Origin of the sequence: Terrimonas ginsenosidimutans, from assembly GCF_022012415.1 — a bacterium.
Classification (GTDB): Bacteria; Bacteroidota; Bacteroidia; order Chitinophagales; family Chitinophagaceae; genus Terrimonas_A; species Terrimonas_A ginsenosidimutans.
Window position 1 is genome coordinate 20,480 of the sequence record NZ_JAKLTR010000008.1, and the last position, 21,330, is coordinate 41,809.

The window sequence follows — 21,330 nt, forward strand, 5'->3', positions numbered from 1 at the left end:
GGTCTTGTGTTTTGTGGTATACAAGGTATCTATGCTAATGGAGAGAAGATCAACGGATATTAACTGATTCGTGCAGAAAATTAACCAACGTAAAAAACAAGATCATCTTTTCAATACCTTGACGATCATTACCGGAGCTGTCAGGGTTCCGGAACATAAAACAACTCATCAGGAAGCATTATGAAAACAAGGTTTCTATCAGCCGCTGCAGTGAGTTTACTGCTCAGTTCAGCTTGTCCGGCACAGCAGTCAAAAGCCTTTACGCGTGCCGATACGTTAAGAGGAACGATCAATGAAGAAAGATCATGGTGGGACGTACAGCGGTATGATCTTAGCGTGCGCCCGGATTATCCGTCCAAAACGATTGCGGCAACAAGCGTGATCACCTACAAAGTCACGGGAAAGCAGACCGTCAATCGTCTGCAGCTGGACCTGCAGGAGCCTTTGATCATAGACAGCATTTTACTCGATAAAAAGCAAAAGGTCAATTTCACAAAAGATGGTAATGCATGGCATGTCGATGTGCCATCTCAACAAAAGAATAGCGAGCATGCTCTGGCCGTTTTCTATCAGGGTAAAGTGCATGAAGCAAAGCGCGCGCCCTGGGATGGCGGCTGGATCTGGGCAACAGATTCACTGGGGCGGCCATGGATGACCGTTGCCTGCCAGGGCCTCGGAGCCTCTGTCTGGTTTCCTTGCAAAGACCACCAGAGCGATGAGCCTGATAAAGGCGCTAGCCTGACGATGACCGTTCCCGACACACTCACAGCCATCGGCAACGGAAGATTGCAAAGCAAAAAGCAGAATAGTGACGGCACTGCGACTTACACCTACGCTGTAACCAACCCGATCAGCACCTATTGCATCATCCCATATATCGGCAAATACGCCAACTTCAAAGAAACATATAAAGGGGAAAAGGGAAACCTCGACATCAATTATTGGGCGCTTGATTACAATCTTGACATTGCAAGATCATATATGCCTAAAGAAGTACACAACATGCTCAATGCCTTTGAATTCTGGTTCGGCCCCTATCCTTTTTATGAAGATGGCTATCAGCTTATAGAAACCTCCCACACTGGCATGGAACATCAGAGTGCGGTTTCCTACGGCAACTGGTACAAACCGGGTTATCGTGGCCGGGACGGAAGCGGCACCGGCATCGGGATGAAATGGGATTTCATTATCATTCATGAAAGCGGACACGAATGGTTCGGCAACAACATTACTACAAAAGATCTCGCGGACATGTGGGTCCATGAAGGTTTTACCAATTACAGCGAAACCATCTTTGTTGACTATGTCTTCGGCAAGGAATCGGGAGATGCTTATAACAAGGGAACCCGCAGAGGGATCCGCAACGATAAGAATATCATTCCTGAATACAATGTCAATGCCCAGGGAAGCGGCGACATGTATCCCAAAGCAGGAAATATGATCCATTCGATCCGTCACGGACTGAACGATGATACATTGTTCAGAAAGATCCTGAGAGGGTTGAACAGCACATTCTATCATCAAACAGTAACCTCAAAGCAAGTGGAGAACTACGTTTCTAAAACGGCGAAGTTCAATTATGCAAAAGTATTCGATCAGTACCTGCGCACAACACAGATCCCAACACTGGAATTCATTGTCGCTCCCAACAAGGAAACTGTCCGCTTACGTTATACCAATTGCATTGCAGGTTTCAACCTTCCAATTACATTGACAAATGGAAAAGACGAGCTCAGGCTTTTACCGACAGACCAGTGGAAAACCGTAAAACTGAAAACAGGTCAGGCCTCGTTAATTACTTCGGAAAACATAGAGAACATGTTCTATGTAAAACCCGTTCAGGTAAAAGAATAATCCCTGATCAGAACAATATAAACAGACAAGAATACCAGTACGACTTCTTGTCGTCCCTTCCGCTTTTACCCGTTTATTTTATCGGTAACACGGAATCGACGGTAAGAAGTCGTCTAAATTTCAAGCGCCGGCACACCGGGATAATGCTCTTCACCAGTTGAGCACTTTGGAGGGATGTTCATGTAACAACCGTTGCCAGTCGACCGAATCAACAGTCAGCACTCCCTGCTCTTCAATTTTGCTACTTGCGAAGAGCATGGTTGCATCGGCGAGCTCGGCCAGCAGGTCATCATCCTCCGGATCGACAAGCTCCTTTGCCTCCAGTAATACATCATGCCTGCGGGCTTCATTAAGCAGCATTTTCATATTACTTTGAATGATCGCGAGATGACTTGAACTGGCATCCCCGGTTGTGTTAAAACTTTCCGCAGCGTCAAGATCGCTTGGAAAGATGTATCCTTCTTTTGGCGCATCAGCTGCATGAACAAAGAGGGCAACAAGCCTGACCTTACTTTGCAAAGCCCAGCTGATCCCGGCTTCCACGACCTCAAAAGAGTATTGAATTCCATTGAAGAGTATATATGCTTTTTCCATGGCTATAAGATGTGCAAAACCGGGGCCGCAACATCGATGACGCATTACCGAATTGTTACGCCAACGTTACTATCATGTTAGTATGCACATAAAACAACACAAGATTCACATTCTGTTCATACTGGTACACTGCTTATCACCATTCCGGGTTAAATTAATGTTGCGAATGACAGGTGTTGAAGTTTTCCACAAAAGAGCGTTGTAAATTAGTGTACCATGCTTGCCAACCCTATAAAAAAGTGTGGATACCCATGAGCAAATTTCTTACCAAAGCAGGAAACAAACTGGTCATTACACTGGCATTGCTCCTAATGCTGCCCATGTATACCTTATTGTACGTGATCAAGAAAATGGAGATCGTAAAAGACCGGTACAGTGTAAAGCAGCGCTATCTGAAACGCCTGAGGCAGGAACGCGAACTGAACAGGGCTTCATCGGCAATGGCCTGAACAACTGGGATCATACTATTTCGTCTCAATACCAGATCGGCCTTGAGACGACTATTTCGTCTTCAGCTCTATCCAAACCGGAGCATGATCACTGGTTTTATCCCAGCCACGAACATGTTTATCTACACCCACAGCCTTCAGCCGGCTGATCAATTGCGGACTTAACAGAAAATGATCAAGACGCAGACCGGCATCACGCCCCCAGGCATTGCGAAGATAATCCCAGAAGGTATAGATCCTCTTATCGGGGTATTTGTAACGGATCGCATCCGTCCAACCCTGCTTCAGCAGTCGTTGATATGCCGCCCTTGTTTCCTTGCGGAATAATGCATCATCAATGTACTTCTCCGGCTTATAAACATCCAGCTCCGTGGGCATTACATTATAATCGCCCACAAGCATTACCGGCACATCATGCGCCAACAGCTTTTTTGCATGTGCGGATAGCCGTTTGAACCATTTCAGTTTGTAATCGAACTTTGGTCCCGGATAAGGATTTCCATTGGGAAGATAGATACACCCGATCACGATCTGATGCGCAATGGCTTCGATGTACCGGCTATTCGTATCTGTCCGGTCGCCGGGCAGTGAGCGCCGCGTTTCATTCAGAGGCTCTTTCCGTGAAAGGATGGCAACACCATTCCAGCTTTTCTGACCATGCCAGATGGCGGAATAGCCGGCGGCATTGATCGCGTTCAATGGAAATTTATCTGAAGTCGTTTTTAATTCCTGCAGGCACACGATAGCTGGCTTTGCTTCTTTGAGCCAGCGAAGCAACACAGGCAGCCTGCCATTGATCCCATTGACATTATAACTGGCGATCTTCATAATGCTTTTCCTGAATACTATCAAAATGCGAACCAGCTGTATCGCATTCCCATAGAAAACGAAAACAGCTGGTTTAAAAGCAATGAAATATGATAATACCCTATCTGACTTTGATCCGGAGCACAGAAAATGATCGTGCAGGCATTTCAAACTGGATCTTCTTACCGGTGATCTTTATTTCTTTCTCTGCCGGAGCAACGTTCAATGGCTGCTCAAAAGAGTTTTCCGCCTCAGGAACATCATGCCGCAACAGGATCAGTTTTCCCCTTTGATCCACCTTCTTTACACCCTCCAACACAATCGGCTTTATCACTGACCGGGAAGATACGTTCACCAGCTTGATCACCACTTCACCCGCAATTGAATCCAGCGCCGCACTTGCATAAAGACTGTCTTTTCCGGCAAGCGTCTCGTTGTTGAAAAGGATCGACAGCACATGGGTGCCTTTATTGGTTGCAAATAGCTTTTGCACATAATAATTTGGCGTGCCGTACGACTGGAGGTTGTTTACCCAGATCAGATCCGGCTTCCATTGCCAGCCTTCCGCATGTGCGAACAGGGGCGCATACGACGCCATTTCCACCACACCGGCATTCCGTTCAAGGCCAGTCATGAATGCCGCTTCCGCTATTGCGCCACGCCAGTTGTTCGTATTATTCGGGCTCGCTCCACGATCGGTCTGCGCAGCATATTCACCCGCAAAGATCTTAGATCCTTCACGCGGGTACTGATCATAGCGACTTGCATTCTGCAGGAACCATTCAGGCCTCCGGTAATAATGTTCATCAATGATCGATGCATTCATATTGCGCAGTTCCTTATCGAGATAATTGAACCGCTCTCCTTCCGGATCAGTTCCCGAACTGTTCACGATCTTAAAACCAGGATATTTTTTCAGGATAGCATCCGTAAATAGTTTCAGGCGTTCGATATATTGCGGTCCCCAGTTCTCATTTCCAATACCCATCATCTTCAGGTTGAACGGAGCTGGATGTCCCATGTCAGCACGCACTTTTCCCCATACTGTTGTTACATCACCGTTGGCAAACTCGATCAGATCCAGCGCATCCTGGATATACGGATCAAGTTCATCCAGAGAGGCGAACTCGGCGGAATTGTATTGACAGGCCATACCGCAGTTGACGATCGGTAACGGTTCTGCACCTATATCTTCAGAAAGCTGGAAGTATTCAAAGAAGCCTAGCCCGAATGACTGAAAATAATCCGGCGTAAGCCTGTGCGCAAATTCGATATTCCAGCGGTTCATGATCAGCTGACGCTGATCAACCGGACCGATAGTGTTCTTCCAGCGATATCGGTTGGCCAGGTCAAACCCTTCCACGATACAGCCTCCCGGGAATCGCACAAAACCTGGCTTCATGTCAGCAAGCCACTGGATCATGTCGGAACGCATACCGCCGGGCCGCGACTTCCAGGTATCAGTTGGAAATAAAGAAACCATATCCATATCCAGCACACCATCTCCTTCTACCCAGATCTTCAGGCGCGCCTTTAATACTGTAGCGCTTGACTCAAATGAAATGCCTTTGGTTGACCACGCAGCCGAAGTAGTGAGTGGGAGCTCCGCGCGGCCAAGCACTTCTGAAGACGAATCTTCCAGTATCACGTGAAGCTTTGCGGTTCCTGTCAGCCTGTATTGTAAAGAAAAATCATACCGAAGCCCTTTCTTAACGCCCATTCCGCGGAAACCTTCATTGAGCAAACCCATATCACCCACCACGGCCTGCTTTGGTTTCAGTCGGAGAAACCGGGGATTTGAAGGCTTTTCCTTTTCCTGGTGAAGGACGGTCACATCTCCTTCCTTTACTTTCTTACCCTGCACTTTCCATCCCATCAGCGGCTTGAAAAATTCAAAGGAACGATTCTTCACCAGTTCAGCATAAATACCACCATCAGCGCCCATATTGATATCCTCAAAGAAGATCCCCCACATATGCGGTTGAATGGTGGCCACCGGGCGGTTTGCCTTTACAATGATATCCTGGGAATTTGCCGGAAGGCAATAAAGTGAAGTTGCGATAGCTGCCAGAACTATGCGTTTTGCTGCAAATAAATTCATAAGCAATCGAATTTAACGATGACGTAAAGAAAGGGATTATTTAATTGTCAACAAAACATTTAATACCCGTCAACCGGTGAGATCCGCGCTATTGTTACCTCCGTCGATCATTTACCGGTGATCTTCCCCGGGTCAGGTACAAGATTCATAAACGAATGAAAATTCGCCTTATACGTTTTTGCATTCACCTTATAATAAAACGCCCCCTTTTTCGAATTCAGCTTATCCTTATCGGGTAATCTTGTAAGAAGATCTGTCGACAGGATCTTCCTGTTGAAATTGCCTTTATCAAATTTCGCGTTGTAAACACTTTCGTAGAGATGCTGCAATTGAGGGATGGTGAATTTAGCGGGCAGCAATTCAAACAACAACGGATGAAGCGCCGCTTTATAGCGCAGTTTTTCTTTAGCCAGTTCAACCATTTCATTATGATCAAATATCAGGTGCGGCAGGTGATTGATCGGGAACCATGCCGGATGGAAGTCTTCGCTAAGTTGCTGCTTGTATTTCTGCAGATCAAGCAAGGCAAAGTAGGCAATGGATACCGTACGTTCCTCGCTATCACGATCGGTACGGCTGAATGTATGCAGCTGCTCCATATATGGCATATCGATGCCGGTAAGATTTTTCAATACACGCCGGGCAGCTTCCTCCGAGGTTTCCTCCTGTTGTACAAATCCGCCGATCAGGCTCCATTCTCCTTTCCATGGCTGAAAGCCGCGCTGGATCACCAGCAATTTGAGCTCCTGGCCGTCATAGCCAAAAATAATACAATCTACAGCCAGCAGGAAACGGGACTGCCTGGAATAATGCCTCATGCGTTGAGTTTGAAGCATGCAATTTACTGTTTGTAGCGGACTATTGTGGAAGAGGTTTGGGAGGTTGATAAATTTGAAAGTTTAATAGTTTAAGAGTTTAATGCTAAAGAGTTGCCGGACAGGGAGTGCCCTCGCCCCGGCAATCTCACCCCTCCAAACGAAAGAGATCAACTGGGTGGCAAGCATAAACTCTTAAACTATTAAACTATTAAACTTTTAAACTTATCACCTCCCCCCTCCCACTCCCTCCATCAACTCATCCCTGCTTTCTGATCTTGAACCTTCCCGAAATTGATTTCTTCACCGTGCTGTTGCAGAAATCAAACCTGAACATGGTACACGTAAATTCACCTTCAAAGTATTTGCCGGCTGTATGGCCTACTGATTTCAGTACAAAAGCGCCCGGCGAGAAAATTGCCTGTCCGTTACCATTGAAACAATCTTCAGCTCTGTATACAATAAATGACCGCTGATCCTGCCCTACCAGCTCCAATGTTGCACTCCCTGCTACGCCATGCATATTATATGGATAACTTGCAACTGCAGATCCGTACGTATAAGCAGAAAGATTATACCCATTGGGAAATCTCGCCGAAAGCTGCACTCCCATTCCTTCAATAAGCGTTGCACTAAAATCAGCTGCTACCATCTCCTCCCCGTCTTCACTGAGTATAAAATAGTCATCATTCTCCAGAACAACCGGTTGCACAAGTTGCATCAGTCTTACAGGATTTCCCTGGTTATCTTTTCCTATGTCTCCTGTAAGCGTTGCGGTAATAACGATCTCTTCCGTTCTGCTGATCTTTGCAGGAGCCTGATACGATGCAATCCTATCGACACTTATTTGCAAAGAACCCTTCTTTGGAGAAAAATCCCATTGAACCGAACTCATTACGGGATCATACAAAGGAGACAACAACTCGTCTATATCATCCTCACCCTCTGACTTTGGCGAAACGTATACATTCACTTTGACCTTCTCACTTTCCCTGAGAAAAACCCTACCACCTTCTTTCCTTCCTCCGTCAATATTAAGGTCATAACGGGAATAAAATGTCCAGTCACTGAAATGCGTGGTTTCGACGGTCAGTGTATGATTATTGAGATCCCCTTTTGTTTTGTTTGCGGAATAATAGTATCCATCCTTATCCTGAAAGGCAAGAAAAAGCATCCTGGGATCAATGCTGCCAATGTCAATCCCCGCATAGCGGTAAGTGACTGTCAAAGGCTTTTTGAAATTTACACCTTCCGGGCGCAGCCGGTATGATCTTGCCCTTGTTTCCAGTGTATTTGTTACTTCCTGAACACTAAAGGCTGTAGGGACATCCACGGCACCGGCCGGCACTGTGATCTTAATAACACCATCCGGGCTTTGAATCACACCACCTGCGGCACCTATTTCTTTCTGAACAGCGCTGCCGACAGGAGCGCCCAAAGGAAGTTTCAGTTTCTGGGAAAGCTCACCTGGCGGTGGCCCTTCCGGATCTTCTTCAGGCTTATCTTTTTTACAGGATGTTAATACACTTAGTATGAGCGCAAGTGTGTAAAAGATCTTTTTCATAATTGTCGGTTTAATGATTAATGAAAGACACGATCATTGCGGGTATCCCCGACTGGCAGCATCTTTATTTTGTTTGTGTAAAAAATTGCCATGATATTTTTTACCTCGTCAGGCATCAATGGCAGCGCTAAACTATTACGTTACAGACCTGAGCAGAATGATTGATGCACTGAATCAACACAGAAGCCGAATGAATTGCCGGAAAGGAGTATTACAGCTTTGGTATGTTAGTTGCTCCTCTTCCGTAAAAACTTATGGAACCTACCATTCAACCTTTCCTCGGGCTATTGCGCGAGATCTATATAGGCGGCGAAGGAAAAGATACATTTGTAATAGACAGAGATCCCGGCCATGGAGTGATCTCCGCTATCAAAACAGTGTCTGCAAGCGATGCATCGACACCTTCTCATGATGGCGGCACCACCATTGCCGCACATACCGGGCATCTTAAATGGAGTCTGGATTATGCGTTTGAGTTCTATAAAGGAAAGATCCCTGAAGGATGGAATTGGGATGATAGCTGGACGCGCTTCTCCGTCAATGATGAGGAATGGGAAATATTACAGGATGAACTGGCGGCATCTTATGAACGTCTGGTAACGACGATTAACAATGTAAAAGACTGGTCGGAGCCCATGCTGCTTAAAGGTACGCTGGCTTTACTGCCACATGCATCCTATCATCTAGGGGCGATCAAGCAACTGATACTCTCAGTAAAAACACCTGAGAAGACCGCAATGGGTTTGCAGTAGTGATGGCTAACTTTATACATCGCTATGCGCTAAGCTCATTTAGCGCATAGCTTTCAACCTTACCACCATTACATCATGTGGCGGAATGGAGATCTTCAATGGAGTGCTGGTATTACCCAGAGAAATCTTTTTCCAGCAATCGAAAACCGAGTAATTTATTTTCCTTGTATCCAGTGTTCTGTCAGCGACAGAATCTACGATAACTTTCTCCTGCCAATTATGGTTAACTGAAATCGTTTTTCCTTTATTACGATTCAAAAATACAACGCCCCAATCACCGCCATTCAACGGCTTCAACCACGTTTCGACGCTATCTTTTATTGAGTACCTGAATCCCTGTATTCCGAGTGGATCCTGATTAATAGCGATCACCTCCTTATTGGTTAATACCCCGATCGTTTGCTCATCCATATTCCGCAGATCATTACCTGCGATTAAAGGGGCGGCAAGCATGGCCCACATGGAAAAATGTGCACGATCCTCTGCCGGTGTAAGCTGACCATTGCCCACTTCCAGCATATCCGGATCATTCCAGTGACCGGGTCCTGCATATTGCCGGAGACCAGCCTGCTTGTCAAGTATCTGCATCACTCCCCAGGCTTTCCAGGTGCCATGATCTTTCACACAGTCGAAGCAATTATAGATATCACCGGTAGTTCTCCAGAGATGTCCAACATTCTGAGCCCATTTCCAGGGCGCGTCTGTGCCCCATTCGCAAATGCTGAGAACCATTGGCCGGCCGGCCTTCTTCAATGCCGCCGTGATGGTTTTATAAGCCCCTTCAGCTTTCAATCCTTCGGTATTACACCAATCATACTTCAGGTAATCAATTCCCCACTCAGCATATTTCAATGCATCCTGAAATTCATATCCCCGGCTACCCGGTCTGCCTCCGCAGGTTTGAGAACCTGCATCAGAATATATCCCAAGCTTCAGCCCCTTTGAATGAACATAATCCGCCAGGACCTTTATCCCGGAAGGAAATCTTTTTGCATCAGGAAAAATAAACCCGAGGCTGTCGCGGCCGCCATGCCAGCAATCATCTATATTGATGTATTCATACCCGGCATCCCGCATACCGGAGGAAACCATTGCGTCAGCCTGCTGCCTGATCATTGCTTCATCCACATTGCAGGCAAACTTGTTCCAGCTGTTCCACCCCATAGGAGGCGTAAGCGCGAGCCCCTGAAACTTTGTATAATCCTGCACATAGTTATTTCCCTGGCCGAAAATAAAAGATGAACACAAAATGACCGTAGCTAAAAAGAGTATTTTTTTCATGGCGTATAGTAAGATCTTCTTTTCAAAAATAAGTCGTACAGGATTCCCTTTCTGATACTTATTTACCTTATGCAAGTACTTTTTATACTCTTCAGGAGAAAATCCGTTCCGGCATAAAAAGGTACGTATCATTACTGGTATAATTTTGGCAAAAAAGGAGAAAACCCTTTATGCAAACCAATATTGTCTGGGCCGGTCTCGAATATCATTCCATTGAAAACTGTCTGATCAATGGGGGCAAGGGGGAAACAGCTATCGTATCAACCATTATCGGATTATACGAAGGCAAGATCTATAAAATCGATTATGCCATAACGGTCAATAACAAATGGGAAACAAAGGAGGTAAGCATCAAAGCCAGACATAGTGATCAGGAGCAGCAGATCCTTTTGACCAGGAACAAAGAAGACGACTGGATCATGAACAATGAAAAAGCTTACACCTTTACGGGTTGTATCGATGTCGACATTGCATTAACTCCCTTCACCAATACATTACCCATTAACCGCCTGAACATGCGCGAAGGAGAAGATCGCATCATCTCCGTTATCTACTTTGATCTGCTGAATTGGGATGTAAAGCCTGTAAAACAATTATACCGGAAGATCTCGGAGAACATTTATCATTATGAAAACATCCCCAACAACTTCAATGCAGACATAACCGTGGATAAGCAGGGATTGGTTATTGAATATCCCGGATTATTCAACCGAACGGCCATATCAACTTCTCAATATAACATACTATAACTATTCGCTGCTTACAGCTTCATTATTGACCTTAGTAACGCAACGGACATAAAGGACCAGACTTTGATCAGGTATACTTTATACTCTTCGCGATCCCCTTGCTCCTTTTGCACTACGCCTTCTCCGTGAATGCTGAAGAAAAACACCATTTACTCTTAGTAAAATCTTCCATCAATTCAGTAATTAAGAACATTGTTTACCGCTCCTGTCAATGGTAAGTTTATCATGTATAACAATGCTGCACTTCACTGCATGAGGTTATTAACCTAAACTCAACGATTGGCATATGAAATCAAACATGCTCGCCATCGGGATAGGACTCGTATTGTCCGGCCCGGTAATGGCTACTCCTATTTATGATATTCCCGATTTTAACTACAACAGATCAGCCTACCAGTTGATCACTGGTAAGGTCACCGGTGAAAGCGGCGAAGCACTCGTGGGCGTGAATGTATCCGCTAAGGGATCAGGCAAGACCGTCACAACCGGACAGGACGGAAGTTTCAGCATAGATGTGGCAGACAATGAAACGGTGCTGATATTCTCCTATGTGGGTCATACTACGCAGGAAGTGAATATTGCCGGACAAACTAATATTTCCGTTCAGCTGAAAGCAGACGCCAAAGCACTGGAAGATGTTGTAGTGGTCGGATATGGCACGCAACGCAAAGCGAACCTGACAGGCGCCGTAGCCACGGTATCCGGGAATACGCTGACCCAGCGACCGGCTCCGAACGCCGCTACGTTATTACAGGGGCGTATCACTGGCCTTCAGGTTACCCAACCATCCGGCGAACCAGGAAGAGACAACCCCAACTTTCTGATCCGCGGCCGTGGCTCGTTTGGCGGTAATACGGCGCCACTTGTGCTGATCGATGGAGTAACAGGCTCTTTCAACAACCTCTCCCCTGACGATATAGAGAACGTAACTGTATTAAAGGACGCCGCATCAGCCTCCATATATGGCGCCCGTGCGGCAAACGGGGTGATCCTTGTCACAACAAAAAAAGGAAGAACAGGCACACCAACGATCAGCTACCGTCTGAATATTGGCCGTCATTCACCAACAGACCTGCCTGATTTCATTTCGGGGTCAGCGGAATACATGACGATGTTCAACACGGCTGCAGCCCGCTCTGGTGTTGCATTCCGTTATCCGCAGGCAGATATCGACCGGTATGCAAGCGGTACAGATCCGAACCGGTATCCCAACTTCAGTGCAACAGACTACTATTTCAAACCCGCACTGGTAACCAATCACAATATTTCCATTTCAGGGGGAACAGACAAGAGCACCTATAATCTTTCGGTAGGATACCTCAACCAGGATGCGATGCTCGATGAATATAAATTCAAACGCTATAACGCGTTACTCAACTACTCTACTAAACTCAGCAAGGCCGTAACCGTCGGATCTATCGTGAACCTCACGTATAAAGACCGCAAAGAACCGCCCTTCACCGGTGAAAATATGGCATTGCTGGTGTATGCTGCAGGTCCGCTTTACGGGCCATTTCTACCTGATGGCAGCGGCAGGATCGTGTCACGCGGATATGAAGCAGAAGGAAGGAACAGGAACCCGCAGGAAGCATATGCAATGGGCTATCAGAACATGAAGGAATACAACTTCAATGGTCAGGCATACATCGATATCAAATTCCTGAAAAAATTCACCTGGTCATCAAAAGCTGCGATCAACTATGTGGATGAATATTATAAAATGTATCAGCATCCATATGAAGCTTACCTGCTGAACGAGATCAATCCTGCAACCAACTACAACCGGATGTCAACATTCGGACCGGATATAGTTGGGGTGACAGATCAGTATGCAAAAACATTAAATCCTACAATTTACAGTACGGTCACCTATGAGAACCGTATTGGCAATCACAACATCAAAGGGCTGGTAGGTTTTGAACAATTATATAACCGCTACCAGACATTGCGCGGAAGAAGGATCAATACCGTATCACCAGCCCTGACAGAACTTGCTGGCTATACCGCCGCTGGCGAAGCGATCAATTTCACACATCCCCGCCTTCCTTCCCTCGCCGGCCCTTCAGAATGGGGCATGCAATCCGGATTCAGCCGCATCAACTATGATTATGATGGTAAGTATTTACTGGAAGTGAATATGCGTTATGACGGTACGTCAAAAGTTTCACCAGACTATCGATGGGGCTTCTTCCCGTCTGTTTCCGCAGGCTGGCTGGTGACAAGAGAAAGCTTTATGGAAAACATCGACTGGTTGAGCTCTCTTAAACTGCGTGGTTCTTATGGTACACTCGGCAATCAGGACATTGCGACCTATGCTTATCAGAACACACTCACTATCGCCAACATCAACTATCCGTTTGGCAACAGCGGCCTCACTCAGGGAGCGGTGCTGAACAGCTATCGCGATCAGAGTATCCGTTGGGAATCTACACGCGTAGTCGACTTCGGTTTTGATGTCGATATCAAAAAAGGATTATTCAGTGCCACCTTCGACTGGTTCACCAAATCGTCTTACGACATCCTAGCCTCCCAACCCGTACCATTGAGCCTGGGACTGGCGTCTCCTACTACCAATAATGGCAAACTGCGCAGTCGCGGTATCGAGATCGAGGTTCGCCACCGAAATAATATCGGAGAGTTTTCTTATGGTGTGTTCGGACAACTATCCACAGCAAAAAACCGTGTAACGGATATCAGGGTTCCAAGCCTTGGATCTTCGATCCGGCAGGTAGATTATGAATACGATGGCCATTACCTGTACATCTGGGATGGCATCTTTCAGGAAGAAGACATCAATGACCCACGTGTTCCTGTCCACGCACTTAACCCAACACCAAAAGCCGGCGATCTGAAAATGAAAGACCTCACTGGCGATGGTCGTGTTGATGCAGCTGACCGGACCTTTGTAAAGGGCGCATATCCTGACTATATCTACTCATTCGGTTTTAATGCAGACTACAAAGGGTTTTCACTCAGTGCATTCTTCCAGGGCGTGGAAGGCGTACAGAACCGTGTAAATAACTGGGGAATTGATCCGTTCATGCAAGGCACGCCACCTACGACCAAATGGAGAGATGCATGGACACCACAGAACCGCAGCAATACCATTCCGGCAATCTATACAGCGGGATATGCCGGTGTTGCAAACTATGTTGCTTCTACTTATTACCTGATGGACGCATCATACCTGAGATTGAAGAATGTGGTCCTTTCCTACAATCTCCCTAAAGCATGGATCTCACGAATGAAGGCAAAAGACCTGTCTGTATTTATTTCCGCAGACAATCTGATCACTTGGACAAAATATGAAGGTGCCGATCCTGAACGCGCAAGCACAACCGGCAATTTCGCACAGTATCCACAGGCTAAGATCTTCAACGCAGGCGTAAACGTTAAATTCTAAACAATGAGAAACATCGTCTATAATATAAGAACTGTTACGATCGGTATAATGGTATGCGGAACAATGACCGCCTGCACCAAAGGTTTTCTTGACCGCAATCCGCCGGATGCTGTTAGTACAGAAATTTTCTGGGCATCAGAAGCGGACACACGCAGCGCACTCGCTGGTGTATATACCCGTTTACAACAAAACTTCCTCGGATATGAAAGAGTATATCTGGACGGATTATCTGACAATGCCTGGCTCTGGGATAATACCAACCAGGCCCAGATGGCCAATATGACCACCGGCAGCATCTCTGCAACAACAGGCGGAGCACTGAACAACTTGTACAGCTCTCCCTTCAGAGCAATTGCCTCCTGCAATTATTTCCTGGATAATATTGATAAAGCGCCTGTCACCGACGCTTTGAAAAACTCCTACAGGGCACAGGTAAGATTTATCCGCGCACTTTGTTACTTCGATCTTGTACAGGGCTGGGGCGGCGTACCGATCTATGACCGTTTCCCTGCTACCCTCACAGAAGCCAATATTGCAAAAAGCACAAAAGAACAGGTGTATACTTTTATCAATGCTGATCTCGATTTTGCCATCGCAAATCTTCCTGATGAAAAATATAATGGCTACGCCGTAAGAGGAAGCGCGCAGGGATTGAAAGCCCGCGTGCTCGTTACCATGCAAAGCTGGCCGGAAGCTGCTGCACTTTGCCAGCAGATCATGACCGGCGCCGCCGGAAAATTCGCTTTGTCAACTAACTATGCCGCCTTGTTCACTACCGCAGGGCAGAACAACGCCGCTGTGAACACCGAGATCATGTTCTCTACCCAATACCTCGGACCGTCAATACCCCAGCGTACAAGCCCCGGTGCCGGCGGAATGGATATCGAACTCGGCTGGTTCTCCCTGATGCAGCCTTACCAGGACCTGGTAAATGCTTACGAAATGACCGACGGGAAATCAATTACCGAATCCCCACTTTACAACCCGGCACAGCCTTATGCAAACCGTGACCCGAGAATGGATATATCGATAAAAGTTCCGGGTGAAACATGGGTGAACCCATCCACCAGTGTTGCCTGGACAGGTAGCTACTCAAGCTTCACAGGCTTCCTCGTGCAGAAATATGTTGACCTTAGCAGAGCTCCGTTCACCAACGCAACAGCTACCTTAACGGACCAGGACTATATCCATATTCGTTATGCAGATATCCTGCTGATGTTTGCAGAAGCAAAGAATGAAGTAAGCGGACCGGACGAATCAGTTTACAATGCCATTGATGCAGTAAGAGGCAGAACAGGGATCGCTATGCCTGCTACTGACCGCGTAAAATACAACACGAAAGAATTGCTGCGCGATTATATCCGTCACGAACGCAGGGTTGAATTTGCATTCGAGGGCCAGCGATATAATGACCTCAAAAGATGGAATATCGCGCACATCAAGCTACCAACACTGGTAACACCGGCAAATATTCCGTTGAAGTTTTCAACGACCAACTATTTGCTACCGTTCCAGCAAAGCGAATTGGATAATAATCCGCAACTTCGGCAGAACGACGGGTATTGATCCATTGGATTTAACTGAATCCGGCTAAAGTGTTCCCGCAGATTACGCAGGTTAGCGTCCAAAAATGGACGCAGATCTGCATAATCTGCGGAACGCATTAACAGATAAATAAAGCAATAGATCTTTCAGATAGCGTGAACTAAAATCGGCGTGATCTTCAGGACATCAAGCCGCCCGAAGAATCAAGTACAAAAATCAATATGGAAAGAATAACAGCAAGCTATTATATAGAAACACCTTTTGATCCCGAAGACGCGGCAAAAGTGCTGGCCGGAGAACAATCCTCCGGCACGTTCGTATCTGTGCCCGGCGAAACAGAAGAACTAAAAGAACGTTTTGCCGCAAAAGTCGAAAGCGTAGAGCTGCTGGAAACCGTTGCGCAACCAGCCATCCCGGGAGCAACTGACAGAGGACGCGGATTCCAACGCGCCAATGTAAAAGTATCGTGGAGTATAGAAAATACCGGGTACAATATCCCTGTACTGATCTCCACGCTTCAGGGAAACCTTTACGAGATCACCCAATTCACAGGTTTGCGATTGATGGATATCCAACTGCCTGCATCGTTCGGCAAACACTATAAAGGCCCTGCGTTCGGAGTAAATGGCTGCAGGGAACTGACTTCCGTAACAGACCGGCCATTGATCGGCACGATCATCAAACCTTCGATCGGGTTAACACCGGAAGACACCGCTTCGCTTGCCGGTACACTTGCAACAGCAGGAATCGACTTTATCAAAGATGACGAATTGCTTTCCAGCTCAGCCAATTCCCCTTTTGAATCCCGCGTGGACGCGATCATGAATGTGATCAACCGGCATGCAGACAAAACGGGAAAGAAGGTAATGTACGCTTTCAACATCACCGGGGAGATTGATGAGATGCTCCGCCGTTATGAAAAGATCGTCAATGCCGGCGGCACCTGTGCGATGCTCAGCGTCAACAGTATTGGATACCCTGGCGTTAAAAAGATCTGTGACCAGCGCGCACTGGCTATCCATGCACATCGTAACGGATGGGGAATGCTTACGCGCCACCCCCTGCTGGGTATTGAATTCAAGGCATACCAGCAATTCTGGCGACTGGCCGGTGTGGATCAGTTACACGTTAATGGCATACAGAATAAATTCTGGGAAACAGATGACAGCGTGGTCAATTCGATCAAAGCATGTCAGCAACAACTGTTTGATCACAAAACGATATTACCGGTCGTTTCATCCGGCCAATGGGGTGGACAGGCTTTTGAAACATGGAGACGTACACAGACCACCGACCTGCTTTATATGGCGGGTGGAGGCATTATGGCGCATCCTATGGGGCCGCAGGCCGGTGTAGTAGCGCTGCAACAAGCCTGGCAGGCTGCAACAGATGGACTGACCCTGCAGCAGGCCGCTACACAGTATAAAGAATTTGCAAAGGCAGTTGAAAAATTCGGAACGAAAAATTGATACAACACAAAAACATACTATTAGCCTTCTACGGAGATGATTTCACCGGATCTACTGATGCGCTGGAATTTATCAGCAATGCCGGCGCAACAGCGATGCTGTTCATAAAACCTCCGACGGCAGCGCAACTGGCGCAGTATCCATCGTTGAATGTGATCGGCATTGCCGGAGCTACACGATCATTGGCTACGCCCGAAATGAAAGATGAATTGCTTCCCGCTTTAGTACAATTAAAAGCTACCGGAGCAAAGCATGTGCATTACAAAGTGTGCTCCACTTTCGACTCATCACCTGCCACAGGAAGTATTGGGAAAGCAATGGACATTGCACAGCAGCTGTTTCCTGACAAGCCAATCCCTGTACTCGGCGGTATGCCTGCCCTGGGAAGATACTGCGTATTCGGAAATCTGTTCGCAAGGATGGGGATCGGAAGCAATGGCACCATCTACAGGCTTGACCGGCATCCATCCATGATGAATCACCCCGTCACACCGGCAGACGAAAGCGACCTTATTCTTCATTTGCAAAAACAAACCAGCAACAGAGGTTGTCTCATCGATATTATACAACAGACCAACCCTGTAAAGGAATGGATGCCGGCGACTGCAGCAGAGTGCGACTTCGTTCTGCTTGATGCATTGCGCGATGATGATCTTGAAAGAACAGGTGAATGGCTAGAGCAGCAGGCACAGCAAAGATCAACATTATTCTCCATCGGATCCTCAGGTATCGAAATGGCTTTAGGGAAGTACTGGAACGCCACGGGAAAGCTGCGGCGGGTACAACAATGGGCTGATCCGGGAATCGCGGATCCGCTGCTCGTGGTATCGGGAAGTTGCTCACCCATTACTACCGGGCAAATCGAATACGCTACACGATCGGGCTTTCAATTAGTGGAACTGAATGCATCAGCCGCTATTGACAGTACGATCGATCTGAAGAAAGTGATTCACCAGGTAAATGATCTCTTGAAAGACAGAAAGCATGTACTCGTACATACCGGTACCCGGAAGGCAAAAAATCTGCCGTCGAAGATACTTGGATCAACGCTTGGCCTGATCGCCAAAGCAGCAGCAGAAGCGGGTGCAACTAAACGCATCATTATCGCAGGGGGTGACACAAGCAGCTATGCCGCCAGGGCAATGGAAATTGATGCAGTATCGATGATCGCTCCGCTTGTAAGCGGAGCTCCGTTGTGCAGGGCATATTCTGCAAATAAAGCGATAGACGGATTAGAAGTAAATTTCAAAGGCGGGCAGGTTGGAGCAGATGATTATTTCGCTCTATGCGTTCGTGGTAAAAAATAATCTTTATAAAAAAACACAATGACACAGAAGACCATCGGCCTCGTTCACACTTCCGCTACACTCGTCCCCGTGTTTGCGGAGCTTTGCAATAAATATCTTCCGCAGGTGAAAGTGTTCAACATTGTTGATGACAGCCTGATCAAGAACACGATCGCCTGTGGTGAACTCACACCATCCACCTCAAAACGCGTGGTGAATTATGCTGATTCTGCACAGGAAGCGGGCGCAGACCTGATCCTGTTCACCTGTTCGTCTATCGGCCCGGCAGTTGAAACGGCAGCCACCCTCAGTAATGTACCTGTACTAAGAGTTGACCAGCCCATGGCAGATATAGCGGTGCAAACGGGAAAACGTATCGGAGTCATCGCAACACTTTCAACTACACTTCAGCCAACCAGCGATCTTGTCAGAAGAAGAGCAATGGTTGCGGGCAAAGAGATCGTCCTGTTATCAAAGCTTTGCGAGGGTGCATTTGACGCGTTGATGAGTGGAGATGCCGCAACACATGATAAGAAAGTTGGTGAAGCGTTGATAGAACTATCAAAAGAAGTGGACGTGATATTGCTGGCACAGGCTTCAATGGCCCGGGTAGTGGATACGCTGGATGAAAAAGACAAGCGCGTACCCATTCTCGCCAGCCCGACGATCGCCATAAAACACATCGCATCCATTCTTTAACCGTTTGCCATATGAAAAGTCTCAACCGGATCAGCCTGCTTATTTCCGGCATTGCCGTGATCACTGTGATTGCAGGTATCGTCTTGCAGAACGCAAACATCTTTCAGCCCGCTTCATTGATCGCAGCCGTTACGCTGGCAATAGGACTGGGCTCTGTTGAATCAATGAAAGGGTACCGGTATACAGCCTGGATCATTGCGGCAGTGGTAGCGGGGATGATGTATCCGCAGGCATTTCTTCGTTGGGGAGATATCAATTTGCGTGACAAAACCCTGATCCTTGTCATTATCCAATTGGTGATGTTTGGTATGGGCACGCACATGAGCCTCCGGGATTTCAAAGGCTTTGCTGCTACAGGAAAAGGCGTATTGATCGGGTTATTCTGTCACTTTTCCATAATGCCGTTAATGGGTTTGCTGCTTATCAACGTCTTTGATTTTGAACCGGAGATAGCCGCCGGAATTATCCTGATCGGTAGTTGCAGCAGTGGTCTGGCCTCTAATGTGATGGTATACCTGGCCCGGGCAAATCTTGTATTATCAGTGATCGTCACCGCCATGGCAACACTTGTTGCTCCATTCCTTACACCCTTGCTGATGAAATTGCTGGCAGGCACCCTGGTGGAAGTAAATTTCATCGAGATGATGATGGAGATCATTAAGATCGTACTGGTGCCGATCGGTGCGGCATTGCTGCATGATTTTCTTAAAACCGCTTCCTCTTCACAAAAGAAAAAGATCTACACCGCAGGTCTTGCCTGTGCAGTCTGGTTAGCGATCCTGCTATCTGGTTTATCAGGCTGGATATCTGCCAATGCATCTGTTCCCATGCAGCAAAGCCTGAGCATGCTTTCTTTCTTTGCCGGAGCCATCATTGCCGGCATCTTATATCACCAGCTTTATAGGCGCTTCCCAAAGATAGACAGCCTGATGCCCTACTTGTCGATGTTCGGGATCATCTACTTCACCACCGTCACCACTGCCGCTGGCAGGGACAACCTGCTCAGAGTCGGTTTCCTTTTATTTGTCGCATCTGTGATCCATAATGCCGCCGGATATTTCTTCGGGTACTGGCTTAGCCGTTTATTTGGAATGGATAAAAATTCCAGCAGAACAATCGCTTTTGAAGTCGGGTTACAAAATGGCGGCATGGCAAGCGGGCTTGCCGGTGCAATGGGAAAACTTGGAACAGTAGGATTGGCGGCGGCAGTCTTCAGTCCGTGGATGAACATCAGCGGAAGCTTGCTGGCAAACTACTGGAGGAAAAGGCCGGTGAAAGAAGAGGAGCTCTTTCATAGCGAAGGGAAGGTGGCGTCAGCGGGTGACGCTGTGAGCGTTTGAGGGAAGTTTGGGGTGTTTTCGACGGGAGCGTCGAAGGGCTCTGTTTTTTTGCCGGGCGGGCAAGGGCGCTTTTTTTCGACGGGAGTGTCGAAAGACTCCGTTTACAATTTTTGCCGGGCAGGCAAGGCGTTTTTTTCGACGGGAGGTCGAAAGACTCCGTTTACTTTTTTTGCCTTGATGCAAAAAAAGTAACAAAAAAAGATCAAGGCTACGCGCAAATGGCTAAAAATTATGGGCTGCACCTGGCACTAAAATAAACTCGCCGGAGGAGGGTTTTGGATTGATTGGCGTGCCGGCTCAGACAATATTTTAGCGCCCTCGCCTTCGGCTCGTCGGTTACGGCCATAATTTTTTTAACGCCATTTGCGCTAGGCCGCCCCCTCTTAAAGCGGGCAGAAGGCCTTGTCATAAATGTAGCTTTACGGTTCTTGCAAGTGTTGTTGTCTTTTATCAGAATAGCAACACGTCAATTTGTGATACCGCAACTGATATACAACGAATCTTCCTCGCAACCGACTCCTCCTCTCTCAACGCCCCCGGCCTTGGAAAAAATGGCGTTAAGAAAATGGGAGGCTGGCACCGTCTGAGCCACACCGCAGGTGTGCGAAGGCGCCAAAAACTG

General features: G+C 47.1%; 16 protein-coding genes. 10 read left to right on the forward strand and 6 right to left on the reverse strand.

All coding sequences use genetic code 11. The features are described 5' to 3' along the window. Positions 1-180: 180 nt before the first annotated feature. Positions 181-1,854: a M1 family metallopeptidase gene (locus tag LZZ85_RS13420; RefSeq protein WP_237872517.1), complete on the forward strand. Its 1,674-nt coding sequence runs from the start codon at positions 181-183 to the stop codon at positions 1,852-1,854. 150 nt (positions 1,855-2,004) lie between these two features. Here the strand turns inward: LZZ85_RS13420 and LZZ85_RS13425 are convergent, their stop codons facing one another. After that, positions 2,005-2,448: a hypothetical protein gene (locus tag LZZ85_RS13425; RefSeq protein ID WP_237872519.1), complete on the reverse strand. Its 444-nt coding sequence runs from the start codon at positions 2,446-2,448 to the stop codon at positions 2,005-2,007. A 251-nt stretch (positions 2,449-2,699) separates the two neighbouring features. On the opposite strand from LZZ85_RS13425, the gene LZZ85_RS13430 reads away from it, so the two are divergent. Continuing rightward, positions 2,700-2,897, forward strand: coding sequence for a hypothetical protein (locus tag LZZ85_RS13430; protein WP_237872521.1), 198 nt, complete (start codon positions 2,700-2,702; stop codon positions 2,895-2,897). Between the two features lie 51 nt (positions 2,898-2,948). Here the strand turns inward: LZZ85_RS13430 and xth are convergent, their stop codons facing one another. The 4 genes from xth to LZZ85_RS13450 form a co-directional block, all read right to left on the reverse strand. Next, positions 2,949-3,725 (reverse strand): exodeoxyribonuclease III, encoded by a 777-nt coding sequence (gene xth, locus LZZ85_RS13435; RefSeq protein ID WP_237872522.1) that lies wholly within the window; start codon positions 3,723-3,725, stop codon positions 2,949-2,951. Positions 3,726-3,825: 100 nt separating this feature from the next. Next, complete coding sequence (locus LZZ85_RS13440) at positions 3,826-5,805, reverse strand: alpha-L-arabinofuranosidase C-terminal domain-containing protein (RefSeq protein WP_237872524.1); 1,980 nt, start codon at positions 5,803-5,805, stop codon at positions 3,826-3,828. A gap of 107 nt (positions 5,806-5,912) precedes the next feature. Beyond that, a complete protein-coding gene (locus tag LZZ85_RS13445; RefSeq protein WP_237872526.1) occupies positions 5,913-6,623 on the reverse strand; it encodes an NUDIX hydrolase in 711 nt (236 codons plus the stop codon). A 256-nt stretch (positions 6,624-6,879) separates the two neighbouring features. Continuing rightward, positions 6,880-8,184, reverse strand: coding sequence for a hypothetical protein (locus LZZ85_RS13450; protein WP_237872528.1), 1,305 nt, complete (start codon positions 8,182-8,184; stop codon positions 6,880-6,882). Between the two features lie 254 nt (positions 8,185-8,438). Between LZZ85_RS13450 and LZZ85_RS13455 the strand changes: the two genes are divergently transcribed. Then, entirely contained in the window at positions 8,439-8,936 is a 498-nt protein-coding gene (locus tag LZZ85_RS13455) for a DinB family protein (protein ID WP_237872530.1), read from the forward strand. A 39-nt stretch (positions 8,937-8,975) separates the two neighbouring features. On the opposite strand, the gene LZZ85_RS13460 is transcribed toward LZZ85_RS13455, so the two are convergent. Beyond that, positions 8,976-10,217: a glycoside hydrolase family 27 protein gene (locus LZZ85_RS13460; RefSeq protein WP_237872532.1), complete on the reverse strand. Its 1,242-nt coding sequence runs from the start codon at positions 10,215-10,217 to the stop codon at positions 8,976-8,978. Between the two features lie 170 nt (positions 10,218-10,387). Between LZZ85_RS13460 and LZZ85_RS13465 the strand changes: the two genes are divergently transcribed. From LZZ85_RS13465 to LZZ85_RS13495, 7 genes are all read left to right on the forward strand, one after another. Then, a complete protein-coding gene (locus LZZ85_RS13465; RefSeq protein WP_237872533.1) occupies positions 10,388-10,966 on the forward strand; it encodes a putative glycolipid-binding domain-containing protein in 579 nt (192 codons plus the stop codon). A gap of 286 nt (positions 10,967-11,252) precedes the next feature. Continuing rightward, positions 11,253-14,369: a SusC/RagA family TonB-linked outer membrane protein gene (locus LZZ85_RS13470; RefSeq protein WP_237872535.1), complete on the forward strand. Its 3,117-nt coding sequence runs from the start codon at positions 11,253-11,255 to the stop codon at positions 14,367-14,369. A 3-nt stretch (positions 14,370-14,372) separates the two neighbouring features. Further along, on the forward strand, positions 14,373-15,935 hold the full coding sequence (locus LZZ85_RS13475) for a RagB/SusD family nutrient uptake outer membrane protein (RefSeq protein WP_237872537.1): 1,563 nt from the start codon (positions 14,373-14,375) through the stop codon (positions 15,933-15,935). Positions 15,936-16,135: 200 nt separating this feature from the next. Further along, the gene (locus LZZ85_RS13480) at positions 16,136-17,383 is read left to right on the forward strand and encodes a ribulose-bisphosphate carboxylase large subunit family protein (RefSeq protein WP_237872539.1); all 1,248 of its coding nucleotides are present in this window, start codon (positions 16,136-16,138) and stop codon (positions 17,381-17,383) included. Beyond that, entirely contained in the window at positions 17,380-18,690 is a 1,311-nt protein-coding gene (locus tag LZZ85_RS13485) for a four-carbon acid sugar kinase family protein (protein WP_237872541.1), read from the forward strand. The genes LZZ85_RS13480 and LZZ85_RS13485 overlap by 4 nt, the downstream gene beginning before the upstream one ends. 18 nt (positions 18,691-18,708) lie before the next feature. Beyond that, positions 18,709-19,368, forward strand: a complete 660-nt coding sequence (locus tag LZZ85_RS13490; protein WP_237872542.1) for an aspartate/glutamate racemase family protein — start codon at positions 18,709-18,711, stop codon at positions 19,366-19,368. 11 nt (positions 19,369-19,379) lie between these two features. Beyond that, positions 19,380-20,708 (forward strand): bile acid:sodium symporter family protein, encoded by a 1,329-nt coding sequence (locus tag LZZ85_RS13495; RefSeq protein WP_237872544.1) that lies wholly within the window; start codon positions 19,380-19,382, stop codon positions 20,706-20,708. The last annotated feature ends 622 nt before the right edge of the window (positions 20,709-21,330 follow it).

What these genes read in the sequence shown, in the direction of transcription:
- LZZ85_RS13480 (WP_237872539.1), top strand. Translation starts at nt 16,136, where the DNA reads ATGGAAAGAATAACAGCAAGCTATTATATAGAAACACCTTTTGATCCC.
- LZZ85_RS13425 (WP_237872519.1), bottom strand. Translation starts at nt 2,448, where the DNA reads ATGGAAAAAGCATATATACTCTTCAATGGAATTCAATACTCTTTTGAG.
- LZZ85_RS13430 (WP_237872521.1), top strand. Translation starts at nt 2,700, where the DNA reads ATGAGCAAATTTCTTACCAAAGCAGGAAACAAACTGGTCATTACACTG.
- LZZ85_RS13450 (WP_237872528.1), bottom strand. Translation starts at nt 8,184, where the DNA reads ATGAAAAAGATCTTTTACACACTTGCGCTCATACTAAGTGTATTAACA.
- xth (WP_237872522.1), bottom strand. Translation starts at nt 3,725, where the DNA reads ATGAAGATCGCCAGTTATAATGTCAATGGGATCAATGGCAGGCTGCCT.
- LZZ85_RS13495 (WP_237872544.1), top strand. Translation starts at nt 19,380, where the DNA reads ATGAAAAGTCTCAACCGGATCAGCCTGCTTATTTCCGGCATTGCCGTG.
- LZZ85_RS13460 (WP_237872532.1), bottom strand. Translation starts at nt 10,217, where the DNA reads ATGAAAAAAATACTCTTTTTAGCTACGGTCATTTTGTGTTCATCTTTT.
- LZZ85_RS13465 (WP_237872533.1), top strand. Translation starts at nt 10,388, where the DNA reads ATGCAAACCAATATTGTCTGGGCCGGTCTCGAATATCATTCCATTGAA.
- LZZ85_RS13490 (WP_237872542.1), top strand. Translation starts at nt 18,709, where the DNA reads ATGACACAGAAGACCATCGGCCTCGTTCACACTTCCGCTACACTCGTC.
- LZZ85_RS13420 (WP_237872517.1), top strand. Translation starts at nt 181, where the DNA reads ATGAAAACAAGGTTTCTATCAGCCGCTGCAGTGAGTTTACTGCTCAGT.
- LZZ85_RS13455 (WP_237872530.1), top strand. Translation starts at nt 8,439, where the DNA reads ATGGAACCTACCATTCAACCTTTCCTCGGGCTATTGCGCGAGATCTAT.
- LZZ85_RS13475 (WP_237872537.1), top strand. Translation starts at nt 14,373, where the DNA reads ATGAGAAACATCGTCTATAATATAAGAACTGTTACGATCGGTATAATG.
- LZZ85_RS13440 (WP_237872524.1), bottom strand. Translation starts at nt 5,805, where the DNA reads ATGAATTTATTTGCAGCAAAACGCATAGTTCTGGCAGCTATCGCAACT.
- LZZ85_RS13470 (WP_237872535.1), top strand. Translation starts at nt 11,253, where the DNA reads ATGAAATCAAACATGCTCGCCATCGGGATAGGACTCGTATTGTCCGGC.
- LZZ85_RS13445 (WP_237872526.1), bottom strand. Translation starts at nt 6,623, where the DNA reads ATGAGGCATTATTCCAGGCAGTCCCGTTTCCTGCTGGCTGTAGATTGT.